This window comes from Mojavia sp., assembly GCF_059505145.1.
Genome location: NZ_JCACKA010000087.1, coordinates 15,788 through 35,901, shown reverse-complemented (window position 1 = coordinate 35,901; position 20,114 = coordinate 15,788). Strand labels below are relative to the sequence as shown.

General features: G+C 42.1%; 20 protein-coding genes and 1 pseudogene. 15 read left to right on the top strand and 6 right to left on the bottom strand.

Features of this window, described 5'->3' with window-relative positions; genetic code table 11:
• The first annotated feature begins 23 nt into the window (after positions 1-23).
• Complete coding sequence (locus AC5JL8_RS25670) at positions 24-164, top strand: hypothetical protein (RefSeq protein WP_495882505.1); 141 nt, start codon at positions 24-26, stop codon at positions 162-164.
• A gap of 263 nt (positions 165-427) precedes the next feature.
• Here AC5JL8_RS25670 and AC5JL8_RS25665 read toward each other — a convergent pair whose 3' ends face one another.
• The 3 genes from AC5JL8_RS25665 to AC5JL8_RS25655 all read right to left on the bottom strand — a co-directional run bounded on the left by AC5JL8_RS25665 (position 428) and on the right by AC5JL8_RS25655 (position 3,581).
• The gene (locus AC5JL8_RS25665; protein WP_495882504.1) at positions 428-1,042 is read right to left on the bottom strand and encodes a PEP-CTERM sorting domain-containing protein; all 615 of its coding nucleotides are present in this window, start codon (positions 1,040-1,042) and stop codon (positions 428-430) included.
• 451 nt (positions 1,043-1,493) lie between these two features.
• Positions 1,494-2,561 carry a helix-turn-helix domain-containing protein gene (locus AC5JL8_RS25660; protein ID WP_495882503.1) on the bottom strand — a complete coding sequence of 356 codons (1,068 nt, stop codon included), beginning with the start codon at positions 2,559-2,561 and terminating at the stop codon, positions 1,494-1,496.
• A 129-nt stretch (positions 2,562-2,690) separates the two neighbouring features.
• Positions 2,691-3,581 (bottom strand): alpha/beta hydrolase, encoded by an 891-nt coding sequence (locus AC5JL8_RS25655; RefSeq protein WP_495882502.1) that lies wholly within the window; start codon positions 3,579-3,581, stop codon positions 2,691-2,693.
• A gap of 200 nt (positions 3,582-3,781) precedes the next feature.
• Here AC5JL8_RS25655 and AC5JL8_RS25650 point away from each other — a divergent pair, with 200 nt between their 5' ends.
• Both AC5JL8_RS25650 and AC5JL8_RS25645 read left to right on the top strand, forming a co-directional pair.
• The gene (locus AC5JL8_RS25650) at positions 3,782-4,207 is read left to right on the top strand and encodes a hypothetical protein (RefSeq protein WP_495882501.1); all 426 of its coding nucleotides are present in this window, start codon (positions 3,782-3,784) and stop codon (positions 4,205-4,207) included.
• An 82-nt stretch (positions 4,208-4,289) separates the two neighbouring features.
• A complete protein-coding gene (locus AC5JL8_RS25645) occupies positions 4,290-6,503 on the top strand; it encodes a single-stranded-DNA-specific exonuclease RecJ (protein ID WP_495882500.1) in 2,214 nt (737 codons plus the stop codon).
• 176 nt (positions 6,504-6,679) lie between these two features.
• On the opposite strand, the gene psb30 is transcribed toward AC5JL8_RS25645, so the two are convergent.
• Positions 6,680-6,802, bottom strand: coding sequence for a photosystem II reaction center protein Ycf12/Psb30 (gene psb30, locus AC5JL8_RS25640; RefSeq protein WP_495882499.1), 123 nt, complete (start codon positions 6,800-6,802; stop codon positions 6,680-6,682).
• A gap of 309 nt (positions 6,803-7,111) precedes the next feature.
• Between psb30 and AC5JL8_RS25635 the strand changes: the two genes are divergently transcribed.
• The 12 genes from AC5JL8_RS25635 to arsC all read left to right on the top strand — a co-directional run bounded on the left by AC5JL8_RS25635 (position 7,112) and on the right by arsC (position 18,813).
• Positions 7,112-7,633, top strand: coding sequence for a Ycf51 family protein (locus AC5JL8_RS25635; RefSeq protein WP_495882498.1), 522 nt, complete (start codon positions 7,112-7,114; stop codon positions 7,631-7,633).
• 835 nt (positions 7,634-8,468) lie between these two features.
• Entirely contained in the window at positions 8,469-9,386 is a 918-nt protein-coding gene (locus AC5JL8_RS25630) for an acyl-CoA desaturase (protein WP_495882497.1), read from the top strand.
• A gap of 154 nt (positions 9,387-9,540) precedes the next feature.
• The gene (locus tag AC5JL8_RS25625) at positions 9,541-9,696 is read left to right on the top strand and encodes a hypothetical protein (RefSeq protein WP_495882496.1); all 156 of its coding nucleotides are present in this window, start codon (positions 9,541-9,543) and stop codon (positions 9,694-9,696) included.
• Positions 9,697-10,236: 540 nt separating this feature from the next.
• Positions 10,237-11,424 carry an iron-containing alcohol dehydrogenase family protein gene (locus tag AC5JL8_RS25620; RefSeq protein ID WP_495882495.1) on the top strand — a complete coding sequence of 396 codons (1,188 nt, stop codon included), beginning with the start codon at positions 10,237-10,239 and terminating at the stop codon, positions 11,422-11,424.
• Positions 11,421-12,632, top strand: a complete 1,212-nt coding sequence (locus AC5JL8_RS25615; protein ID WP_495882494.1) for an aspartate aminotransferase — start codon at positions 11,421-11,423, stop codon at positions 12,630-12,632. Before AC5JL8_RS25620 ends, AC5JL8_RS25615 begins: the two co-directional genes overlap by 4 nt.
• A 28-nt stretch (positions 12,633-12,660) precedes the next feature.
• Positions 12,661-12,990, top strand: a complete 330-nt coding sequence (locus tag AC5JL8_RS25610; protein WP_495882493.1) for an ArsR/SmtB family transcription factor — start codon at positions 12,661-12,663, stop codon at positions 12,988-12,990.
• A gap of 117 nt (positions 12,991-13,107) precedes the next feature.
• The gene (locus AC5JL8_RS25605) at positions 13,108-14,166 is read left to right on the top strand and encodes a PstS family phosphate ABC transporter substrate-binding protein (protein WP_495882492.1); all 1,059 of its coding nucleotides are present in this window, start codon (positions 13,108-13,110) and stop codon (positions 14,164-14,166) included.
• 85 nt (positions 14,167-14,251) lie between these two features.
• Positions 14,252-15,274 (top strand): ArsJ-associated glyceraldehyde-3-phosphate dehydrogenase, encoded by a 1,023-nt coding sequence (locus AC5JL8_RS25600; protein ID WP_495882491.1) that lies wholly within the window; start codon positions 14,252-14,254, stop codon positions 15,272-15,274.
• Between the two features lie 76 nt (positions 15,275-15,350).
• On the top strand, positions 15,351-16,613 hold the full coding sequence (gene arsJ / locus AC5JL8_RS25595; protein WP_495882490.1) for an organoarsenical effux MFS transporter ArsJ: 1,263 nt from the start codon (positions 15,351-15,353) through the stop codon (positions 16,611-16,613).
• Positions 16,614-16,640: 27 nt separating this feature from the next.
• Positions 16,641-17,792 (top strand): ACR3 family arsenite efflux transporter, encoded by a 1,152-nt coding sequence (gene arsB / locus AC5JL8_RS25590; RefSeq protein WP_495882489.1) that lies wholly within the window; start codon positions 16,641-16,643, stop codon positions 17,790-17,792.
• A gap of 59 nt (positions 17,793-17,851) precedes the next feature.
• Positions 17,852-18,280 (top strand): ArsI/CadI family heavy metal resistance metalloenzyme, encoded by a 429-nt coding sequence (locus AC5JL8_RS25585; protein ID WP_495882488.1) that lies wholly within the window; start codon positions 17,852-17,854, stop codon positions 18,278-18,280.
• 137 nt (positions 18,281-18,417) lie between these two features.
• Positions 18,418-18,813 carry an arsenate reductase, glutathione/glutaredoxin type gene (gene arsC / locus AC5JL8_RS25580; RefSeq protein WP_495882487.1) on the top strand — a complete coding sequence of 132 codons (396 nt, stop codon included), beginning with the start codon at positions 18,418-18,420 and terminating at the stop codon, positions 18,811-18,813.
• A gap of 80 nt (positions 18,814-18,893) precedes the next feature.
• Here arsC and AC5JL8_RS25575 read toward each other — a convergent pair whose 3' ends face one another.
• Positions 18,894-19,445: a L,D-transpeptidase gene (locus AC5JL8_RS25575; RefSeq protein ID WP_495882486.1), complete on the bottom strand. Its 552-nt coding sequence runs from the start codon at positions 19,443-19,445 to the stop codon at positions 18,894-18,896.
• A gap of 253 nt (positions 19,446-19,698) precedes the next feature.
• Positions 19,699-20,114: pseudogene (locus AC5JL8_RS25570) on the bottom strand (hypothetical protein); the annotation flags it as partial.

Here is a 20,114-nt window from a genome sequence, read left to right as displayed (position 1 = left end):
TTTCACAATGGTTAATTAAAAAAGTGGCATTGCTGATTAATGGGATGAATTTTGTTTCGCGCAAAGGTAAGCCAGTGCGTTGGGCGGCTTTCCCGACTTGTAGACACCCAGAGGGTAGCTTCCCGCAGGGTAGCAACTGGCGTCGCAAAGGCGCGAATAATTAAATCTTAGCCTTGGGCAAAAATTTTAATTCATCCCGCATTTATGCAACACCAAAAAAGTAAGTTTCCCCATCCAGATGGAAAAGGGAAACCAAGCCTAACTTTGATAGGATGTAAGCAGCATTTTTAATTATGGGGTTGTCAAGTAAGACAACCCTACTTTTTTGGTCGCCTCCTACAACTTTCTTCCTGCAATAGTTACGTTCTCTTTAGTACCCCGTAAAGGTAGTAACTAAGGCTAATCGCAAATGCTGGAAGATGTCGCACTAAGCAGTCTTGCTAACATTGCGACGGCGGGATAAAGCCATTGCTCCTCCTACCAAACCTAAACCTACTAAAGTAGCTGGTTCTGGTACAGGTACAGGTTGTGATGTTCCTGTCTTGTAGTAGACGCTGATATGAGATACATCCTTTGGCCCATTGCCTGGAAAATTAAATGGAGGTTCTGTAAATGGAGATGACCAGGTTCCAGACGTTACTCCATCGTTAAGCAAGTAACCTACAAGTGTAGTGCCTTGACCAGACTTAAAGACCAGCATGATATCATCCCAGGTGGATTGGATGGCGCTGGATATATTCCAAGTTCCAGATTGCCCTGAGCCAGAGCCGTTATAACCAGCATTTTGACCAATTTTGCCACCGAATACCCAGTTATTGATACCGAAGAAGCCTTCAGCATTAACCGTCGAAGGATTAGTATTCAGAAAATCCTGATTAGCGGTGTTACTGATTTCGCATCCAAAGGTGCCTGTTACTTTCGCAGTAGTGTTGATAGGACTGGTAGGACAAGCAAAGGTGCCTGCCTTGGCTGGTGCTGATACTGTCAGGATACCAGCAGCCAACATGGAAGAACCTACTAAGGTCGCAAGTATTTTTTTCATAAACGATTCATTTCTCTCCCTAAAATCACGTAGAACAGACCATGCGGATAAAAAAAATTGCACGAGGAATTTTTTCAAATCCTACATATAAAGTAAAGTATTAATTAAATTTGATCGCGTCAACAAGAACTCAGTAATTTTACGACAGGTTCACAATAATTGTACTGAGATAAAGCCTCAAATAAGCTAATATAGTTTACACAAGCTTTACACAGTAAATAATATTTTTTATAGTTTTAGAGTTATATCCATGCTATGAAGTTTTTAGTTTAGAGTATAAATTAGAACATTTTAGTTTTATATTGCAGTAAGTTAAGGCCCTTAACTTACTGCTATTTTATACCCTATTAACATTGTGAATAGTATTTAAAGTAAAGTGCGATCGCTCATCTACAATCTTTGCAAAAGAGCGATCGCCGAAATAAATTGATAAATTTGATTTGTACGTTGATTAAAGTGCTTCTGGTGGGGAAATATCAGGCCCGACAATGACAGTATTACTACTAGACTTGATTCCTGGTTTAGTAGTTGCTTCAGTCTTCTGGGTTGACTGAGATAAGGAAGAAGAGGGGTGACTATCCACATCAGAATGCAGCGCTTTGTTGGCGTTAGCTTGTTGAGATAACAAAGATAGTCCTCCCACCGCTCCAGCAACAAGGGCTGTATATCCGACATATAAATGCATAGGGCGGATTTCAATTCCCGACCCACCAGCAGCTTTTTTCGACTGAGAGCAAGAGGGCAAAACTGATTTCACTGGCTCATCTTGAGGTAATGAAGCAGCTAAAGCTGTACCATTTAGCTCCAAGGTATTCCCCATAATGCGGATAAAACCACGCACAAATACATCTTCTGGCAATAACTCTAAGTTGCCATTTTCTAATGCTTCTATATGATGAATTGGTATTCGAGTATAAGCTTGAAGTTGTTCAAGTGAAAATCTTTTCAACTCACGAGCTTGTCGGAGTTGTTGACCGATTTGACGCAAACTTATTAAGCGCTCTTCGTCTGGTGTTAGCTTGTTCAGTTCAATGTTTGATTGGGGTTTATGATGATTCAGCCACTTCATCCATGATGCTGCTGGAGATTCAGATTCGATACGGTTTGTTTTTACGGATGCTGCGACTACATTAGATGGTGATAAATTTTTATCACTAGTATTAACAACAGGTTCTTGTATATGCGATTGAACGCTTGTGCTTAATTCTTCTTGTTTGATAGGAGAAGAGATATTAGCAGCATCTATCTGTGGGTTAATATTTTCATCTTGCTGATGCTGTTTCATAAATTGCTGACAGGTTAAACCAATTGCTTCTCTACTGACAGCTTTAAATAAAATATTGGCTTGTTCAGATGAAGAACCTAACAACTTTTGTAAGGTTGCCAAAGCACGGCGATAAGCTTTACTACGATGCAATTCAGCTTCGATTTTACCTAGCAGCGATCGCAGTTCATCTTGAGAAATTTCAATAGTAGAATTACCAGGAGTTTTTAACAAGTACACAGGTGTCATAGCCATGATATCAGCCCCTTCCAATACTTAAGCAAAGAGTAGTCTCACCTGTATAATTGCTTCTACTATATTTTTGTTATATCCGGATTATTATGTGTCAATTTTCCAGTTTATTAATTTCTAATGAACATTTTATTACTTGCCAACAGGGGCTTGCTGGACAAAATCATTTATCCATTGCAGATATTGTTCGCCAGTTAAATCTGCTACATCGTTATGTCCTGCTTCTGGAACCAAAATCAGCTTTTTTGGTTCGGGAGCAGCTGCATACAGTTTTTGGCTCATGAAAAACGGCACAGTTAAATCAGCAGTGCCGTGAATGAGTAAAACTGGCATTTTCAACTTTGATATTTTTTTAATTGATTCAAAGCGTTGTGTCAGAATTAAATTGACGGGGAACATCCAAAACAAGTTCCGATAAGCTACAACCTCTTGGATGGAGGTAAAAGAGTTTTCCACGATTAGTCCGGCAGCATCTGAATGTTTGACTGCCAAATCAATAGCTACTGCACCTCCCAAAGAGTGCCCATAAATATAAATGTGGTTGGGTGGAATTTTTAGTTGCTGTACGAGGTAATTCCAAGCCGTGGCTGCATCCTGATAAACTTTCATTTCATTAGGAAAAGTGCCTTCACTGCGACCGTAACCCCGATAATCAATTAGCAAAACTGAAAATCCTAATTGATAAAATCGACTGGCATGGGCAATATTTGCACCAATGTTAAGACCGTTACCATGCAGATACAACAACACTTTGGCGTTGGGTTGCTTGGCTTTGATCCACCAACCGTGGATGCGTTCCGTTTTACGCGATCGCACTGTTACTGGTAACCAAACTTCCTCATAAGGAAGATTAAAAAACTCTGGTGTTGTTTCAATAACGCTAGTTGGAAAAAAAATAAATCGAGGTTGCTGGACAAAAAGAAACAGACATAAGGCACAATAGACGATCGCTGCAACGATACTAGACCACAGTAGCAGCTTAAATAATATATCCATTTGTAGTTGCAGCTTGTTATTGCTCATCTATGAAAATTTTAAATATACTTAGTATTTATACATACAATTATTCTTCCCAGTCAAGTTGCCATAATTTTTCCGCTGATTACCCAATCCCCAATCCCTAATCCCCAGTCCCTTTTACATCTCTAATTCTGGAAAATCTGCTGAGGTGTGACAGTATACCAGTAAGTTAGGATTTTAGTTAAGTATTTACGCTGGGTATTATGTCTAAATTTCTGCCAGTTGTCTTAGCTGCCACTACTGTTTTATTGGCATCAACTAATCACCCTAGCACTACGCTTGCTGGAACTTGTGCCTCTCAGTGTGGCCCACGCCCAATTCAGTTTACACCTGGAAGGGCTATCCGATTGCAAGTTATAAATAACACATCTGGGTTAGTTAATTTAGAAAAACTGCAAGGAACTAAGCCTATTCCCCTGCAACCTGGGCAAGAATTTCAAATTGAGCAGGGAAATCCTAACGAGCCAAATCTTTCACTTATATTCTGGGATGAAATGGGAGCGCCGCTCCAAGCAATTGTTTCTAAACCCAACTTTGGTACGTTACGCTTAGAAATCCGTCCTGGCAACCGTTATCCAGGCGATCGCTCTCTTTACATTCTCAATGACGGTCATGTAAATGTGTATTAAAAGCTAGCAAAAGTTATCAGTTTAAGCTATGAGTTATGAGTTAGGAAAAATTTTTTTAAACTCATAACTCATAACTCCTGTTGTGCTAGATATAGCTATCGTCGAAACTTCAAAATCTCGTAGGCGCTTACCCAATCAACGCTGGCAAATTTATCCGCAAAACATAGAATTTGCCCAAAAGCTGGCTGTAGAAAATAATGTCTCGCCCATTGTTAGCCAGCTGTTGATTAACCGTGGTATTGAAACCCCAGAAGCAGCACAAACATTTTTAAATCCAGAATCTTTAATATTACCATCGCCCTTAGAAGAATTCCCGGATCTGGCAACTAGTGTGGAATTGCTGCAAGAGGCGATCGCTTCTGAAGAAAAAATTGCCATCTGTGGTGACTACGATGCTGATGGGATGACTAGCACCGCTTTACTGTTGCGTAGTCTCCGCGCTTTAGGAGCAAAGGTAAATTATGCTATTCCTAGCCGGATGCACGATGGCTATGGCATTAATAAAAGAATAGTTGAAGAATTCTATAGCGAAGGTGTCCGCTTAATTTTAACTGTAGATAATGGCATCTCAGCAGTTGAACCAATTGCCAGAGCAAGAGAACTCGGTTTAAAGGTAATTGTTACCGATCATCATGACATCCCTCAAAAGTTGCCCCCAGCGAATGCTATTCTTAACCCAAAATTGATAGCAGAATCCTCGCCTTATCGGGGTGTTGCTGGTGTTGGTGTAGCTTATATCCTGGCGGTGTCTCTGGCACAACAGCTAGGAGAAACTAAAGGCTTAATCCAGCCGATGTTAGCTTTATTTACACTAGGAACGATCGCAGATTTAGCTCCCTTAATCGGTGTTAACCGCCGCTGGGTAAAACGTGGTTTACAGCTTTTACCCAAATCTAACTTACCTGGAATCCAAGCTTTGATTCAGATAGCTGGTGTACAGGCAAGGGGAGAAGGACAAGGGGACAAGGGGATAAGGGGACAAGGGGAGGAGGGGAGCAATCTAAAATCTAAAATCCGTCTTGAAAAGTTTGCTACGGAGGAGCCAGCGCAGTCTTGGGGGTTTCCCCCATGCGCGACTGGCGTTGGAAACCCTCCTTACAACTTTTCGCAAAATCCAAAATCCTTGAAGCCAGAGGATATTGGATTTCGGCTAGGCCCACGCATTAATGCTATTGGTCGAATTGGTGACCCCCAGACTGTAATTGAATTATTAACTACAGATGATATGGGGATTGCGCTGGAGAGAGCAATGCAGTGCGAATCTGTTAACCAACAGCGCCAGCAGATGTGTGAGCAAATAGAGCAAGAAGCGATCGCTTATGTTGAAACTGAATTTATCACCTCACTCCAGGAAGACCGGGTATTAGTTGTTGTTCAACCGAATTGGCATCACGGTGTGATTGGGATTGTCGCTTCGCGCTTGGTAGAACGTTATGGTGTCCCTGTGTTTATCGGCACTTATGAAGATGAGGAACACATTCGCGGTTCAGCACGGGGAATTCCTGAGTTTAATGTATTTGAAGCTTTGGAAGCTTGTCACGATTTGCTAGGCAAATTTGGTGGACATAAAGCAGCTGGGGGATTTTCTTTACCAGCACCGAATCTATCGGCATTGCGATCGCGTTTGATTGAGTTTGCCAATGAGTGTCTTGAACCCCAACACCTCAAGCCACTATTGAAAATTGATACTCAAGTTAATTTCAATGAAATTAATCACCAGCTTTATCAACAGCTAAATGCTCTGCATCCTTGCGGTATCGATAACCCCGATCCGGCGTTTTGGACACCCAATGTCCAAGTGATTGAGCAACAGATAGTCGGCAAGGGTCACATCAAACTCACACTTGCCCAAACTATCGATCATCAACAGTATCAAATTAAGGCGATCGCTTGGCGTTGGCGCGACTACTTCCCCCTACCGTCACGGGTGGATGTTGCCTACAAGCTGCGCGAAAATCACTTTAATGGTAACACCAGCATCGAAATGGAATTAATCGGCGTCAGGCTACCAACCCAGTCTCACCTGTTTGTCGCCGCACCATCTAAGCCCATAACAACCACCTTTGAGTACAAGCAGCGCCACTACACTTGTGGTATTTATCGCCAGGGTTCATTACCAGAATTAAGAATTAAAAATCCTGAAGGCAAAGTTTTAGCTATGCAGCCAGGACATACAATTGGTTTACTAGGCAATAGCCGTGACGATGCTCAAAAGGTTGATGTATGTCAACCACAGTATGACAGCATTATCCAAGCTGCTCTTAAAGCTTTATCAGTCCTGAGTCCTGAGTCCTGAGTTTTTAATTCTGAGTCCTGAGTTTTGAGTCCTGAGTTTTCAGTTACTAAGTTTGAGTTTGTAATTTTATAATTTTCTTTAACTCAACACTTTTCACTCTTTACTCAGCGAGAAGTTGCAAGGGGGGTCTCCCTCCGGGCAAACTTCGGTGACTCTTTACTCAGCACTCAGCACTATTACAGGTTACCGTTGCGAAATGCCAGTACAAAAATTACAGCAGGGCCAGCAAGTACAATTAGTCCAACGAATAGTAGTTGAAAAATAACTTCCCAATTGATATTGGCTAGGGCTTCAAACATTGTTTCCTCCCAATGGTCTTAAAAAATTCAATAACTTTCAGTTGCAAAACCCGCAATTGATCATATCCGGCGATGGACTGCTAAATTTAATTTACTTAACAAAATTATAAGAAAAAACATAAAACGAGTGATTAGGAAGTGGCGGTATAAGTTAGGGCGTGTTTTCAAGCTATAACCACATGAACTTCCCAATGGTGATTTCTTTGTTCGTCTGCGTCTGATTGATCACAACAGTAATCCCTACGGTGTAAGCACTCGGTAGAATAGGTTTGTCTGTAATCAATAAAAGACGCCTCAGTAGCCAACCTTATGCTCACAACAGCTGACTTTCTTCAATACACCCAATGGTCGGGTATTGCCACGTTGGTATTTGCCGCCTTGACAGTTCTCGCTTTTATTCTTAAATGGGGCCTCCGTTTTCGGCTGGTGGGTGCAACTGGCTTTATGCTGGTGTTGACAAGTGGATTATTTGCGCTCTCTTTAGTACCCTTGAGTCGTACTGTGATTCCGGGCGCGGTGCGGTTCACTCTAGTTTATGACAATGGTTCAACACAAGCAGTAATTACTATCCCACCCCAGACTACACCTTCAACATTAGAAGCTACTTTACGTCAAGCGGCTAGTAATTTATACTCTTATGGCCGCTTAGGTTCGCGCAGCGAAAACTATATGACGATTCGTGCCCGTACCCTCATTCACCCAGAACCAGGAGTTTCCATACCAGTATATTTAGGACAAGTCAAGCGATCGCTAGGTAATCGTGAAGACTCCGAGATGACTGTGGAAATTTACCCAGAAAAATTTGCTCAGTTGCCAAAGCCCACCGTTTAAAATGTCGGTCTACTGAACGTGAGACATCACGAATTATTTTCGTGATGTCTCACGTTTATTTCCTCCGCTAAAATCCGACACCCTAGAACTATGCTGTTGGCGAATAAGGGAGCAGACTCCTCATTATCCCCAAATACCGCCGTCACCCTCCGGGTAACGTTCGTTCCTCGCTAACGCCAGTTCGACGGCACGGGAACCGACACTGCCGATTGAACTCATTTATAAAATGGTACGCCTTCTTTGCAGGCTGTAAAGTTTTTAGCCCAGGTCGTTGGGCTTTATATCATCCAAGATTTTTGGCTTGCCCAGGGCAGAAACTCCTATATATAAGGGTCTTGGGCTACTAGTGCATTAATTTGTTGCTTCATCAACTGCACCAGTCCATCTGCACTTGTGTGCATAAACTTTTATAAGCACAAAGGATTTTCTAGCTTTTCTTATGCTGTTAATCTTCCGCTTGGGTGAAGCTATACATACGCCAAGGAATGTACTCTAATTCTATCGAAATTTAACCATTGCAAAAGTTATTCACACTGAAAATTAGGAGCGAATTTATGGAATCTCTTCTCTAAACACCTGATGAATATTGACTTTTGGGCTTATATGTTATGAGTAAAGGACTTTGAATGACAAATATTCTGAAGTAATCTTAATTTTATATATTTTTGTAACACATTCAAATATGATGAACTTATCTTATACATTTTCAACGTTTGCCAAGGGCTAATTTCAAGCACCGCTCTTTCATGCTTTAGAAGTACCCCATCTATCGTTGCATGGTTATCTGCACTTGATGGCTAAATTCTATGGTCAGTTATGTCTTTTGAGGTTCTCTATGTTATCTAGACAAGAATATAAAATAGATATATTAGGTAATATTCCTTTTATATCTATTCATATTGGCAGCCTGTTAATTTTTTGGGTAGGCTTTAGTTGGGCGGCGCTAATTACATGCTTTGCACTCTGGTTTATCCGAATGTTTGGAGTGACAGCAGGATACCATCGTTATTTTTCACATCGCACTTATAAAACAACGCGTTGGTTTCAGTTTATTCTTGCTGTTCTAGGCAATTCTTCAGCCCAATTAGGGCCACTATGGTGGGCAGCACATCATCGTCATCACCATCGCTACGCAGATACAAAACAGGATATTCATTCACCTATTGTTCATGGTTTATGGTGGTCGCACATTGGCTGGGTGATGTGTCCTGAATATTCCAAAACAGATGAAAGGAACGTCCGTGATTTTGCACAATATCCAGAGTTGCAATGGTTAAACCGTTTTCACATGGTTGTGCCTATTGTACTAGCCGTCACCTTGGCTGCAATTGGGCTACTGTTGCAGCACTATATTCCTCAGCTAAAAACCACTGGCTTACAGATGCTTGTCTGGGGATTCTTTTTTAGTACTTTACTACTTTATCACTCGACTTTTACAATTAATTCTCTTGCCCATATCTTTGGATATCGTCGCTTTAACACAACAGATACTAGTCGCAACAATTGGTTTTTAGCTCTAATTACTCTAGGTGAAGGTTGGCATAATAATCATCATTACTATCCAGCTTCAGAACGGCAAGGATTCTACTGGTGGGAAATAGATGTTACTCATTACATTCTGAAGCTACTTGCATGGCTTGGAATCGTTTGGAATTTAAGAACTCCTCCCAGCCAAATCTATGAACAATTGTCTTTAAAATCGGCAAATAAAACTTCTCAAATTATCAAGATTGGTGATAGCGATGTCGATTGAATAATAAAAGCTTCCCCTGTCTTGAAAATAAGGCAGAGGAGGCAGGGGGCAGAGGGGAAAGTACAGACGCGATTAATCGCGTCTTATACAATAACTCTCCCCTGCACAAGCGCAGGCTTTGAGAGATGTGGTGAGAAATCCGGGTTAATGCCCCATGCCCATTGAAATAGCAAGTTTTCAGTGCGATCGCCGCTTTCGTAGCGACTGTCTTGAAAGTAAAGTAATCGCCGAAATAGTAATTGCTGTCTCAAAAGCTATTTTGGCGACTCCCGAAACAGCAATTGCGATCGCTCTAGCGAGTGTTAGGTAATGTCTTTAATGTTGGGTAGTTCACTCAGTATATTCCTGCAAAGTGAAGATAATTTGCCTGTTACCAGTGAAACACATTTTTTTTTGTGTTTCAGTATACAATAATTATTTTTTTAGATTAAGATATTAATTTAGCGATTCCAGTAATTAGCAAAAGTTAATCAGCTTGTTGGTAATGGGTAATGGTGGCAGGAGAAATCAATGGTTCTTCCTAAGCCCCAAACCCGAATGTCCAAGCACTTTTCCTGATTATCTGGGAGTGGTATTGTTAAGTAATTATACTTTTATTCAAAAATTGATAGTTCGGAATTTAAAACTAATGAACGCTATAGACTTTAAGCCATGCTGCCAAACTGCTCAACCAGTCAGCGAAAGGCTTAGTTGATTTTATTGCCCAACTCAAACTTAGCTGAGTTATGTAGATTCCTGATAGTAGCAATCAGCCTAGCTTATCAGCATCTGCAATCCATACTTAAAGGAGAATTCCAAGCCACACATTTAATTTTATTAAGAAATATCAAGGTTTTGGCAAACTAGTTATATGCCCAATCAATTTACTACTCAAACCTTGTCTACTCAAACCCCTAGTTCTTTATTAACTCTCACGATCGCCCCAACAAAGGTAATACGTGGTTCTAGCGTGTTGCAGACGGCATCAGAAGCGATCGCGCATTTAGGAAATCGCCCGTTAATTGTAGTAGGTAATAGCACTGTTGCAATTAGCCAAGATTTGCAACCAATTTTAGAAAAACGGCAGTTGCAGATAGCCCAAGCCTCCTATGGTGCAGATTGCTGTGAAGCTAGCCTGAAATCTTTACGTAAGGCAGCAAAAGAACATAAAGCTGATCTCATTATCGGTGTTGGTGGTGGCAAAGCACTCGATACAGCTAAGTTAGTCGCACATCAATTACAGTTGCCAGTGGTGACAATTCCCACCTCAGCAGCTACCTGTGCAGCTTGGTCTGCCCTCTCAAATGTGTATTCTGAGCATGGGGCGTTTCTTTATGATGTGGCACTGTCTCGCTGTCCCGATTTACTCATACTCGATTACGACTTAATTCAAACTGCACCGCAACATACATTAGTGGCGGGAATTGGAGATGCGATCGCCAAATGGTACGAAGCCTCAGTCAGTAGCGGCCATTCGCAACAAACTCTAATCATTGCCGCAGTGCAACAAGCACGAGTTTTGCGCGATATCTTATTGCAAAAGTCAGTAGATGCCCTCAAAGAACCAGGTACTGAGGTTTGGCGAGAAGTCGTAGACGCCACAGTTTTAATGGCTGGAGTAATTGGTGGACTCGGAGGGGCCCAATGTCGTACTGTTGCCGCCCATGCCATACATAATGGTTTAACTCACATTGCGGGACATGGCAGTATTCATGGTGCAAAAGTCGCTTATGGTATCTTGGTGCAGCTGCGTTTAGAAGAAATGGTACAAGGCAATCAACTAGCTGCGGCATCTAGACAACAGTTGCTGAAGTTCTATGCAGAGATTGGACTGCCGCAAAAATTAAGCGATTTGGGATTGGGCAATATTACACTCAGTGAACTGCAAACAGCCGCTGAAATTGCTTTATCTCCTAATTCTGACATCCATCGGCTACCCTTTAAAGTGGCGGTGGAACAGTTAATGGCCGCGATGGTTTCTACCACTGCACCAATAGATAGTCGAGACACGACAAATCGCGTCTCATCAAGGGGAATAAGTGACGAGGTTGAGGAATGAGTTTGGATTGGATTGTACCAGCAGAACGTATACAGAAGTTGCCACCTTATGTGTTTGCCCGTCTAGATGAACTCAAGGCGAAAGCAAGGGAACAAGGGCTGGATTTAATAGATTTGGGCATGGGAAACCCCGATGGCGCAACACCACAACCAGTGGTAGAAGCAGCAATCAAGGCTTTGCAAAATCCGGCAAATCACGGTTATCCTCCTTTTGAAGGCACTGCTAGTTTTCGCCGTGCTATCACAAATTGGTACAATCGCCGTTATGGTGTCGTTCTCGATCCCGATAGTGAAGCTTTGCCGCTACTCGGTTCTAAAGAGGGATTAGCGCACCTCGCGATCGCCTACATTAACCCTGGTGATTTAGTTCTTGTACCTTCTCCCGCTTATCCTGCCCATTTTCGCGGCCCGGTAATTGCTGGGGGGCAAGTTTATAGCTTAATTCTCAAACCAGAAAATGACTGGTTAATTGATTTAGCGGCTATTCCTGACGAGGTTGCCGAAAAAGCCAAAATACTTTATTTCAATTATCCCAGCAATCCGACTGCTGCCACTGCACCCCGCGAATTTTTTGAAGAAATCGTTGCCTTCGCCCGTAAATATGAAATTCTTTTGGTGCATGACTTGTGTTATGCCGAGTTAGCTTTTGATGGTTATCAACCGACTAGCTTGTTAGAAATTCCCGGTGCGAAAGATATTGGTGTAGAGTTTCACACCTTATCCAAAACTTATAATATGGCAGGCTGGCGTGTGGGGTTTGTGGTAGGTAACCGCCATGTAATTCAAGGTTTACGCACCCTGAAAACGAACTTGGATTACGGCATTTTTGCTGCCTTGCAAACAGCCGCCGAAACCGCTTTGCAACTACCAGATGTATATTTACATGAAGTTCAACAACGTTACCGCACCCGCCGCGATTTCCTCATTCAAGGATTAGGAGAATTAGGTTGGGATATCCCTAAAACGAAGGCGACAATGTATCTTTGGGTGAAATGTCCTGTTGGGGTTAGTTCAACGGATTTTGCCTTGAATGTATTGCAGCAAACTGGTGTTGTAGTGACTCCAGGTAATGCCTTTGGAGTTGCAGGCGAAGGATATGCGCGGATTAGTTTGATTGCAGAGTGCGATCGCCTGGGTGAAGCTTTGCAGAGATTTAAACAAGCCGGTATCCGCTATCAAGCCGAAGCTGTAATCTCTGGTTCAGAATAAAGATAGCAAACTTGAAAAAATCAAATTGATGCTAACCCCCTCTGCTGCCATCCCCCATTTAATTGTCGCAGGCTTTCATGCCCTTTCTGACCCCATAAGGATTAGTGTGCTGGAACTACTGCGACAGCAAGAATTATGTGTGTGTGACTTGTGCGACGCTTTGGGGGTAACTCAGTCAAAGCTGTCATTTCACCTCAAAACCCTCAAGGAAGCTGGCTTAGTTAATTCTCGTCAAGAAGGACGCTGGATTTATTACAGCCTCAATATCTCTCAATTCGTTGCCTTAGAGAAATATTTAGCTGATTACAGCCGCTTCAGCCAGATATTGCCTGCGCGTACCTGCAATAAGCCTTCCTAATACATCAAGTTTTTTTGATGAATTTTTGTATATAGAGCGATGTTTGTCATTGACATATCAATTTTTTTTGAAATGATAGACATATAGCTTTAAATACAACCCACGGTGGTGAGGTCAATGCAGGCAAAAGCGAAAAAATTGGCTCTTGCTCTAGGGATATGTGCATTAGCAAGTAGTTGCTCGACTACATCTAATATCGATAATCAAACTCAGTCACAGCAGAAAGTAAGCCAAGTAAGCAATCCTCAAACGATTGCCAGAATTAAGATTGACGGTTCGAGTACTGTACATCCAATTACACAGGCGATCGCGAAAGAATTTCAAACAACCTCCAAAAATAACGCCCAAGTTCAACTGAACATTTCCGGTACTAGTGGCGGCTTTGAAAAATTCTGTGCTGGAGAAACTGATATAACCAATGCCTCTCGACCAATTTTAAAACAAGAGATGGAAGCTTGTAATCAAAATGGTGTGAGGTACTTCGAGTTACCGATTGCTTTTGATGCGCTAACTATCGCCGTTCATCCGCAAAACAATTGGGCGAAAGATATTACCGTAGCTGAATTAAAGAAGATTTGGGAACCCGCTGCTGAAGGGAAAATCACTCGATGGAACCAAGTGCGTGCATCTTGGCCCGATCGCCCCCTAAATTTATATGGTGCTGGTAAAAAATCAGGTACTTTTGATTACTTTACAGAGGCAACTGTAGGAAAAGTCAGAGCTAGCCGTAACGACTACACAGCTAGCGAAGATGATAATGTTTTAGTCCAAGGTATTAGTAAAGACCCAAATGCTTTAGGTTATTTTGGATACTCTTATTATGAAGAAAACCAAGGTAAATTAAAAGCTGTTGCAGTCAACAACGGCAAAGGTGCTGTGTTGCCATCACGGGAAACAGTAGAAAAAGCACAATATCAGCCACTATCCCGACCTTTATTTATCTACGCTAATTTCGAGTATTCACAAAAGAAACCAGCAGTAAAAGATTTTTTAGATTTCTACCTCAAGAATGCACCAACCACAGCAACTTCTGTAGGCTATGTCCCTTTACCAGATGAAGCTTACAACCTCGATTATGTTCACTTCAACAAAGGCAAAGTAGGAACAGTGTTTGAGGGAGAAGCTGAGTTGAACCTGACGATTGGTGAGTTATTACGCAAACAAGCAAAGTTTTAGGGATCTAGGGGGTTGGGTGCTGGAAGGCAGGATTTTTCCCAATCCCTTTGAAATGCTGTCCATTTAAATAGCAGTAGGAAATTTGATGAGAATACGTGTTGGAATCAACGGATTTGGTAGGATTGGACGGCTAGCTCTGCGGGCTGCTTGGGGTTGGCCGGAACTAGAGTTTGTCCATATCAACGAAATAAAAGGTGGAGCAGTCGCGGCGGCTCATTTACTCAAGTTCGATTCTGTACACGGGCGATGGGAACCAGAAGTAGAAGCACAGGGCGATGGCATCCTTATTGATGGTACACCTCTAAGCTTTAGCGAGTATTCCCAACCTGGTGAAATTCCTTGGGAAGATTTAGGTATTGATTTAGTACTAGAATGCTCCGGCAAATTTAGAACGACCGCCACCCTTGACCCCTATTTCAAGCGAGGAGTGCAGAAGGTAATTGTAGCTGCTCCAGTCAAGGAAGGAGCGTTAAATATCGTTATGGGAGTCAACGACCACCTTTACGAGCCTGAGCAACATCATCTTCTAACCGCTGCCTCCTGCACTACCAACTGTTTAGCTCCTGTTGTCAAGGTGATTCATGAAGGGTTAGGCATTAAGCATGGGGTAATTACAACAATCCATGACAACACTAATACTCAAACTATCGTCGATGCTCCTCATAAGGATCTGCGTCGGGCACGAGCTACCAGCTTGTCTTTGATTCCAACATCAACTGGATCAGCAACAGCTATAGGACTAATTTATCCCGAACTCAACGGCAAACTTAATGGTCTAGCAGTGCGGGTTCCACTACTCAATGCTTCTTTGACAGACTGTGTATTTGAAGTTGTGCGACCAACAACTGTCGAAGAGATTAATAGCTTGTTAAAAGCTGCTTCTGAGCGCGCACCGCTCAAAGGTATTTTAGGCTATGAAGAACGGCCTTTGGTATCTATCGACTATAAAGACGATCCTCGGTCTTCTATCATTGATGCCCTCTCCACAATGGTAGTAGACCAGACGCAAGTAAAAGTACTGGCTTGGTATGACAACGAATGGGGCTACGCCAACCGCATGGTTGAACTAGCCCGTAAGGTCGCTTTGAGTTTGAAGGATTCAAAGTGATTGGGCATTGATTATTAGTAAGCAAAAAAATTCTTTACCAATCCCCAATCCCCAGTTCCCAGCCCCCAATTTTCTCATGACTTCTACTACAGCTTCTCGCGCCAATTTCAAGAACTATATCTTGGTCACCCTCGCCTATTGGGGTTTTACCATTACCGATGGGGCCCTGCGAATGCTGGTGCTGCTCTACTTCAACAAAATTGGCTATACCCCACTACAAATTGCCTTTCTATTTCTGTTCTACGAAGTCTTTGGGGTAATTACGAACTTCTTAGGCGGTTGGATTGGCTCTCAGCTGGGGCTTAAGGTGACGCTTTATACTGGCATCGGACTACAGATTTTCTCTCTGGTGATGCTCTCATGCCTCAATCCCAGCTGGGTACAGTGGATTGCAGTCCTTTATGTAATGGTGGCTCAGGCATTTTCTGGGATTGCTAAAGACCTGACCAAGATGAGTTCTAAGAGTGCGATTCGGTTGGTAGTGCCCCAGGATGCCCAATCTTCTTTGTTCAAGTGGGTAGCAGTACTGACTGGTTCTAAGAATGCTCTCAAAGGAGTTGGCTTCTTTGTTGGTAGCGCACTTCTAGGTTTAGTTGGCTTCGTTAATTCTCTGTGGATTATGGCAGTGGGACTGTTCTTGATTATGTTCACTGGGCTAATGCTGCCCAAAGGAATGGGCAAAATCAAGAAGAAAGTCAAGTTTAGCCAACTATTTTCTAAGAGCCAAGAAATTAACATACTCTCAGCTGCTCGATTCTTTCTCTTTGGTTCCCGTGATGTCTGGTTTGTAGTGGGATTGCCAGTATTTTTGCGGGGGCCTTTAGGCTGGTCGTTTTATCAAGTTGGTGGATTTTTGGCGTGTTGGGTAATTGGCTACGGCATTATTCAGTCTTTAGCACCGACACTGATCCAGCGACTTGGCTCTGGTCGTCCGCCGCAATCAAAGACTATCCAGTTTTGGACATTTACCTTAACAGTCGTTCCAGGCGCGATCGCCCTTGCTCTTCAATTAGGTGTACCTGCCAATATTGCGATCGTTGGTGGACTCCTGATTTTTGGCGTGGTATTTGCCTTTAACTCAGCAGTTCACTCTTATTTAGTGTTGGCATTTACCGATGATGACAAGGTAGCGCTGAATGTGGGTTTCTACTATATGGCTAACTCTGGTGGTCGATTGGTAGGTACTGTCTTGTCGGGTTTAATCTACCAGCTTTACGGGTTGGTGGGTTGTTTGTGGGCATCCATGTTCTTTGTACTAGCAGCAGCAGTCATTTCGTTAAAGTTACCCAATCCGCAACCAAGCAAAGCGATCGCCTGGAAAGCCGGAGATGGAGATTGATTAACTATTACTTTTAGGTTTAAAGCGATGAGTATCAATCCACAGGCCAATAAAGCTCCAATGCAAGCTGGGAGCAACCTAAGCTTTTTTGAAAGATATCTCACCGTTTGGGTTTTTTTGTGCATCTTCATAGGAATTGTACTGGGGAGATTATTTCCAGGAATAGCGGTAACCCTAGATTCGATCAGCGTATATCAAGTATCAATCCCTATTGCAATGTGTCTGTTTTTCATGATGTACCCCATCATGGTCAAGATTGACTTTACTCAAGCTGCAAATGCTATCCGCGCTCCTAAACCAGTGCTTCTCACCTTGGTGGTAAACTGGCTAATTAAACCATTCACAATGGTAGTATTTGCCCAGTTTTTTTTGGGATGGTTATTTTGCCCATTAATTACAGGTACTGAATTAATTCGTGGTAGCGAAGTAGCACTAACAAATTCGTACATTGCTGGGACAATTTTACTGGGAATTGCTCCTTGTACAGCAATGGTGCTGCTGTGGGGATATCTTTCTTACGGTAATCAAGGTCACACCTTGGTGATGGTATCAGTTAATTCTTTAACAATGCTGTTTTTGTACGCACCTTTGGGAAGGTGGCTACTAGCAGCAAATGATTTAACTGTACCCTGGCAAACGATTGTTTTTTCGGTGCTAATTTATGTAGGGTTGCCCTTATTAGCAGGAATGTACAGTCGTTATTGGATTTTCAAACACAAAGGTAGAGAGTGGTTTGAAAAGCGATTTTTAAAGTATCTCAGTCCTGTTGCTATTAGTGCCTTGCTGATTACTTTAGTCTTGCTATTTGCGTTTAAGGGTGAGTTGATAGTCAACAATCCCTTACATATCTTATTAATAGCTGTACCGCTATTCATTCAAACTAATTTCATTTTTTTGATTAGTTATGTAGCAGCGTTGAAACTCAATTTATCGTATGAAGACGCCGCACCCGCAGCATTAATCGGAGCCAGCAATCACTTTGAAGTTGCTATTGCCACTGCTGTGATGCTGTTTGGCTTAAATTCTGGCGCTGCACTGGCCACGGTGGTAGGAGTTTTAATCGAAGTTCCAGTAATGTTGATGCTGGTTGAGTTCTGTAAACGAACTGCGGCTTGGTTTCCACGAGAACCGGAAAAGGCAACACTACGAGATCCGCGCTGTATTAATTATTGGGAGTAAATCCATGTACCACGACGTTCTTTATGATTAATTATTAAATTCTACAAGGAGCAAATGTTATGGCAGTTTTGAAAACTCATGTGGCTTTGAATGTTACCGAAATTGACAAGTCAGTAGCATTTTATCGCGCGATGTTTGGTTTAGAACCTATGAAATATAAGGCTGACTACGCTAAGTTTGATATTTCCAACCCAGCGTTAAACTTGACACTCAACCTAGCTGCTAGTGTGCAGACTGGTGGCGCATTGTCTCATTTGGGTGTACAGGTGGAAAGCACAGAAGAAGTACAAGCAGCTATCAGACGCTTTACTGAGGCTGGATTAGCATTATTCACCGAAGAAAATACTGATTGTTGCTACGCTTTGCAAGACAAAGTGTGGGTAACAGATCCAAATGGTAATAAATGGGAAGTATTTGTAGTGAAGGTGGCAGACACAGCACCCAGCAAAGAAGTAGCACCAACTTTGAAAAAACCGTGTTGTGCGTAAAGAAAAATTCGGGCGGTCTTCCGCCCGAAACTTCAATTAATGCCGAACAAAGATAGAAAAAATCAAGAATTCACCTGAGCGCGATTGCGCGGAGCGCAGCGCCAAGGCGATCGCATGATTAATTACCCAAAAACATCATGAAACGAGTAATGTTTATTTGCAAGCATAATTCCCGCCGCTCCCAAATGGCAGAGGGCTTTGCGAAAATATTAGGAGAAGGCAAAATTGCAGTCTCTAGTTCTGGTTTGGCAGCTAGCAAAGTAGATCCAATTACTGTTGAAGTCATGTCAGAAATTGGCATTGATATCAGTAATCAGAGTTCTAAGCCTTTAAGTAATTTCCATCCTGAAGATTACGATGCAGTGATATCTTTATGCGGTTGTGGTGTTAATTTACCCGAAGAGTGGGTGTTAAGAGAAGTGTTTGAAGATTGGCAACTTGACGATCCAAAAGGAGAATCTATTGCCACATTTCGCCGTGTTCGAGATGAAGTTAAAGAACGGGTTCTAAATTTAATTGAATCTCTGAGTTAAAAAGTCTCATATGCTGTGGCTGTCAATGCATCCAATCAAGAATGGCTAAGTCCGGCGATGTACTATTTATGCCCATCTCCTTACTTGACTACAGTAACTGGGGTTCCAATACTTACCTCATAGAATAATTTTTGAATATCCTTGTTGTACATGCGAATACAGCCGTGTGAAGCTGCTTTACCTACTGATTCAGGATTCGGAGTACCGTGAAAGCCAATCCAATTCTTTCCATTTGTCCAAAATCCAATCCAGTAATGACCGAGAGGATTTTCAGGGTCGCCTCCTGGGATAGATTTACCTGTAAAAGGATGTATCCAAATAGGATTTTTTAACATTTCAACTACTTGGAAATTGCCAGTTGGAGTTTCCCAGCCTTGGCGACCTACTGCAATCTTATAACTTTTAACTCGGTTTTTTCCTCGATACACACTTACTTGACGGCGACTCAGACTAATTTCTAAGCGAGTAGGTTGACTAATTAAATCATCGTTATTATTTTGTTGATTAACTAATCTCTGTAGCAAATTAGAGGAAATTTTTTGCTGGGAAGCTAAGGATATTTGAGGGCTGTAGTAAAGCCCAAAAGTATAAATTAAAAAAGCTATAATGCCTGAGCTTTTTAAACTTTTCATGATTTGTTTTTTGAAATAAATGCTTAGTAATTAAGCCCGCCAAAAATTTATTATTGTTAAATATTAATTGCCAGTGTTATTAGCAAAAAATACTCCTGATAAACAATTGAGTTTCACTATTAGATATCAGGAGTATTCTCGATAATCGGAAAAAGCAGACTATTGGTACTCAACACTTCAGTCCTTCAAGGTGTTGTAGGCACTATCTTTGGCTTCTTGCTTTCTGAGCATCTACGACAAATATGATGCTAATTTACCACAGTGCTCTAACACCACGACCGGAATTTTGTCCGCCTGTTGTGTTATTGACACCTGAATTTCCCTCAGTTCCGGTAGTGTCGATATTTTGATTATCCTGGGTTCCGGGAGTGTTGAGATTTTGATTTCCTCCAGTTGTTCCAGGAGTGTTGAGATTTTGATTTCCTCCAGTTGTTCCAGGAGTGTTGAAATTTTGGTTCCTCTGGGTTCCAGGGGTGTTGAAATTTTGATTTCCTCCAGTTGTTCCAGGAGTGTTGAGATTTTGATTACCTTGACTTCCGGGAGTGTTGAAATTTTGGTTCCTCTGGGTTCCAGGAGTGTTGAAATTTTGATTTCCTCCAGTTGTTCCAGGAGTGTTGAGATTTTGATTACCTTGACTTCCGGGAGTGTTGAAATTTTGGTTCCTCTGGG

Excerpts from the sequence above, each read along its gene's own strand:
- AC5JL8_RS25600 (WP_495882491.1), top strand. The coding sequence starts at position 14,252 with ATGAGAATACGTGTTGGAATCAACGGATTTGGTAGGATTGGACGGCTA.
- AC5JL8_RS25610 (WP_495882493.1), top strand. The coding sequence starts at position 12,661 with ATGCTAACCCCCTCTGCTGCCATCCCCCATTTAATTGTCGCAGGCTTT.
- AC5JL8_RS25650 (WP_495882501.1), top strand. The coding sequence starts at position 3,782 with ATGTCTAAATTTCTGCCAGTTGTCTTAGCTGCCACTACTGTTTTATTG.
- AC5JL8_RS25615 (WP_495882494.1), top strand. The coding sequence starts at position 11,421 with ATGAGTTTGGATTGGATTGTACCAGCAGAACGTATACAGAAGTTGCCA.
- AC5JL8_RS25655 (WP_495882502.1), bottom strand. The coding sequence starts at position 3,581 with ATGAGCAATAACAAGCTGCAACTACAAATGGATATATTATTTAAGCTG.
- AC5JL8_RS25665 (WP_495882504.1), bottom strand. The coding sequence starts at position 1,042 with ATGAAAAAAATACTTGCGACCTTAGTAGGTTCTTCCATGTTGGCTGCT.
- AC5JL8_RS25585 (WP_495882488.1), top strand. The coding sequence starts at position 17,852 with ATGGCAGTTTTGAAAACTCATGTGGCTTTGAATGTTACCGAAATTGAC.
- AC5JL8_RS25620 (WP_495882495.1), top strand. The coding sequence starts at position 10,237 with ATGCCCAATCAATTTACTACTCAAACCTTGTCTACTCAAACCCCTAGT.
- AC5JL8_RS25635 (WP_495882498.1), top strand. The coding sequence starts at position 7,112 with ATGCTCACAACAGCTGACTTTCTTCAATACACCCAATGGTCGGGTATT.
- AC5JL8_RS25660 (WP_495882503.1), bottom strand. The coding sequence starts at position 2,561 with ATGGCTATGACACCTGTGTACTTGTTAAAAACTCCTGGTAATTCTACT.
- AC5JL8_RS25605 (WP_495882492.1), top strand. The coding sequence starts at position 13,108 with ATGCAGGCAAAAGCGAAAAAATTGGCTCTTGCTCTAGGGATATGTGCA.
- AC5JL8_RS25575 (WP_495882486.1), bottom strand. The coding sequence starts at position 19,445 with ATGAAAAGTTTAAAAAGCTCAGGCATTATAGCTTTTTTAATTTATACT.
- AC5JL8_RS25625 (WP_495882496.1), top strand. The coding sequence starts at position 9,541 with ATGCCCATTGAAATAGCAAGTTTTCAGTGCGATCGCCGCTTTCGTAGC.
- psb30 (WP_495882499.1), bottom strand. The coding sequence starts at position 6,802 with ATGTTTGAAGCCCTAGCCAATATCAATTGGGAAGTTATTTTTCAACTA.
- arsC (WP_495882487.1), top strand. The coding sequence starts at position 18,418 with ATGAAACGAGTAATGTTTATTTGCAAGCATAATTCCCGCCGCTCCCAA.
- AC5JL8_RS25630 (WP_495882497.1), top strand. The coding sequence starts at position 8,469 with ATGTTATCTAGACAAGAATATAAAATAGATATATTAGGTAATATTCCT.
- arsJ (WP_495882490.1), top strand. The coding sequence starts at position 15,351 with ATGACTTCTACTACAGCTTCTCGCGCCAATTTCAAGAACTATATCTTG.
- arsB (WP_495882489.1), top strand. The coding sequence starts at position 16,641 with ATGAGTATCAATCCACAGGCCAATAAAGCTCCAATGCAAGCTGGGAGC.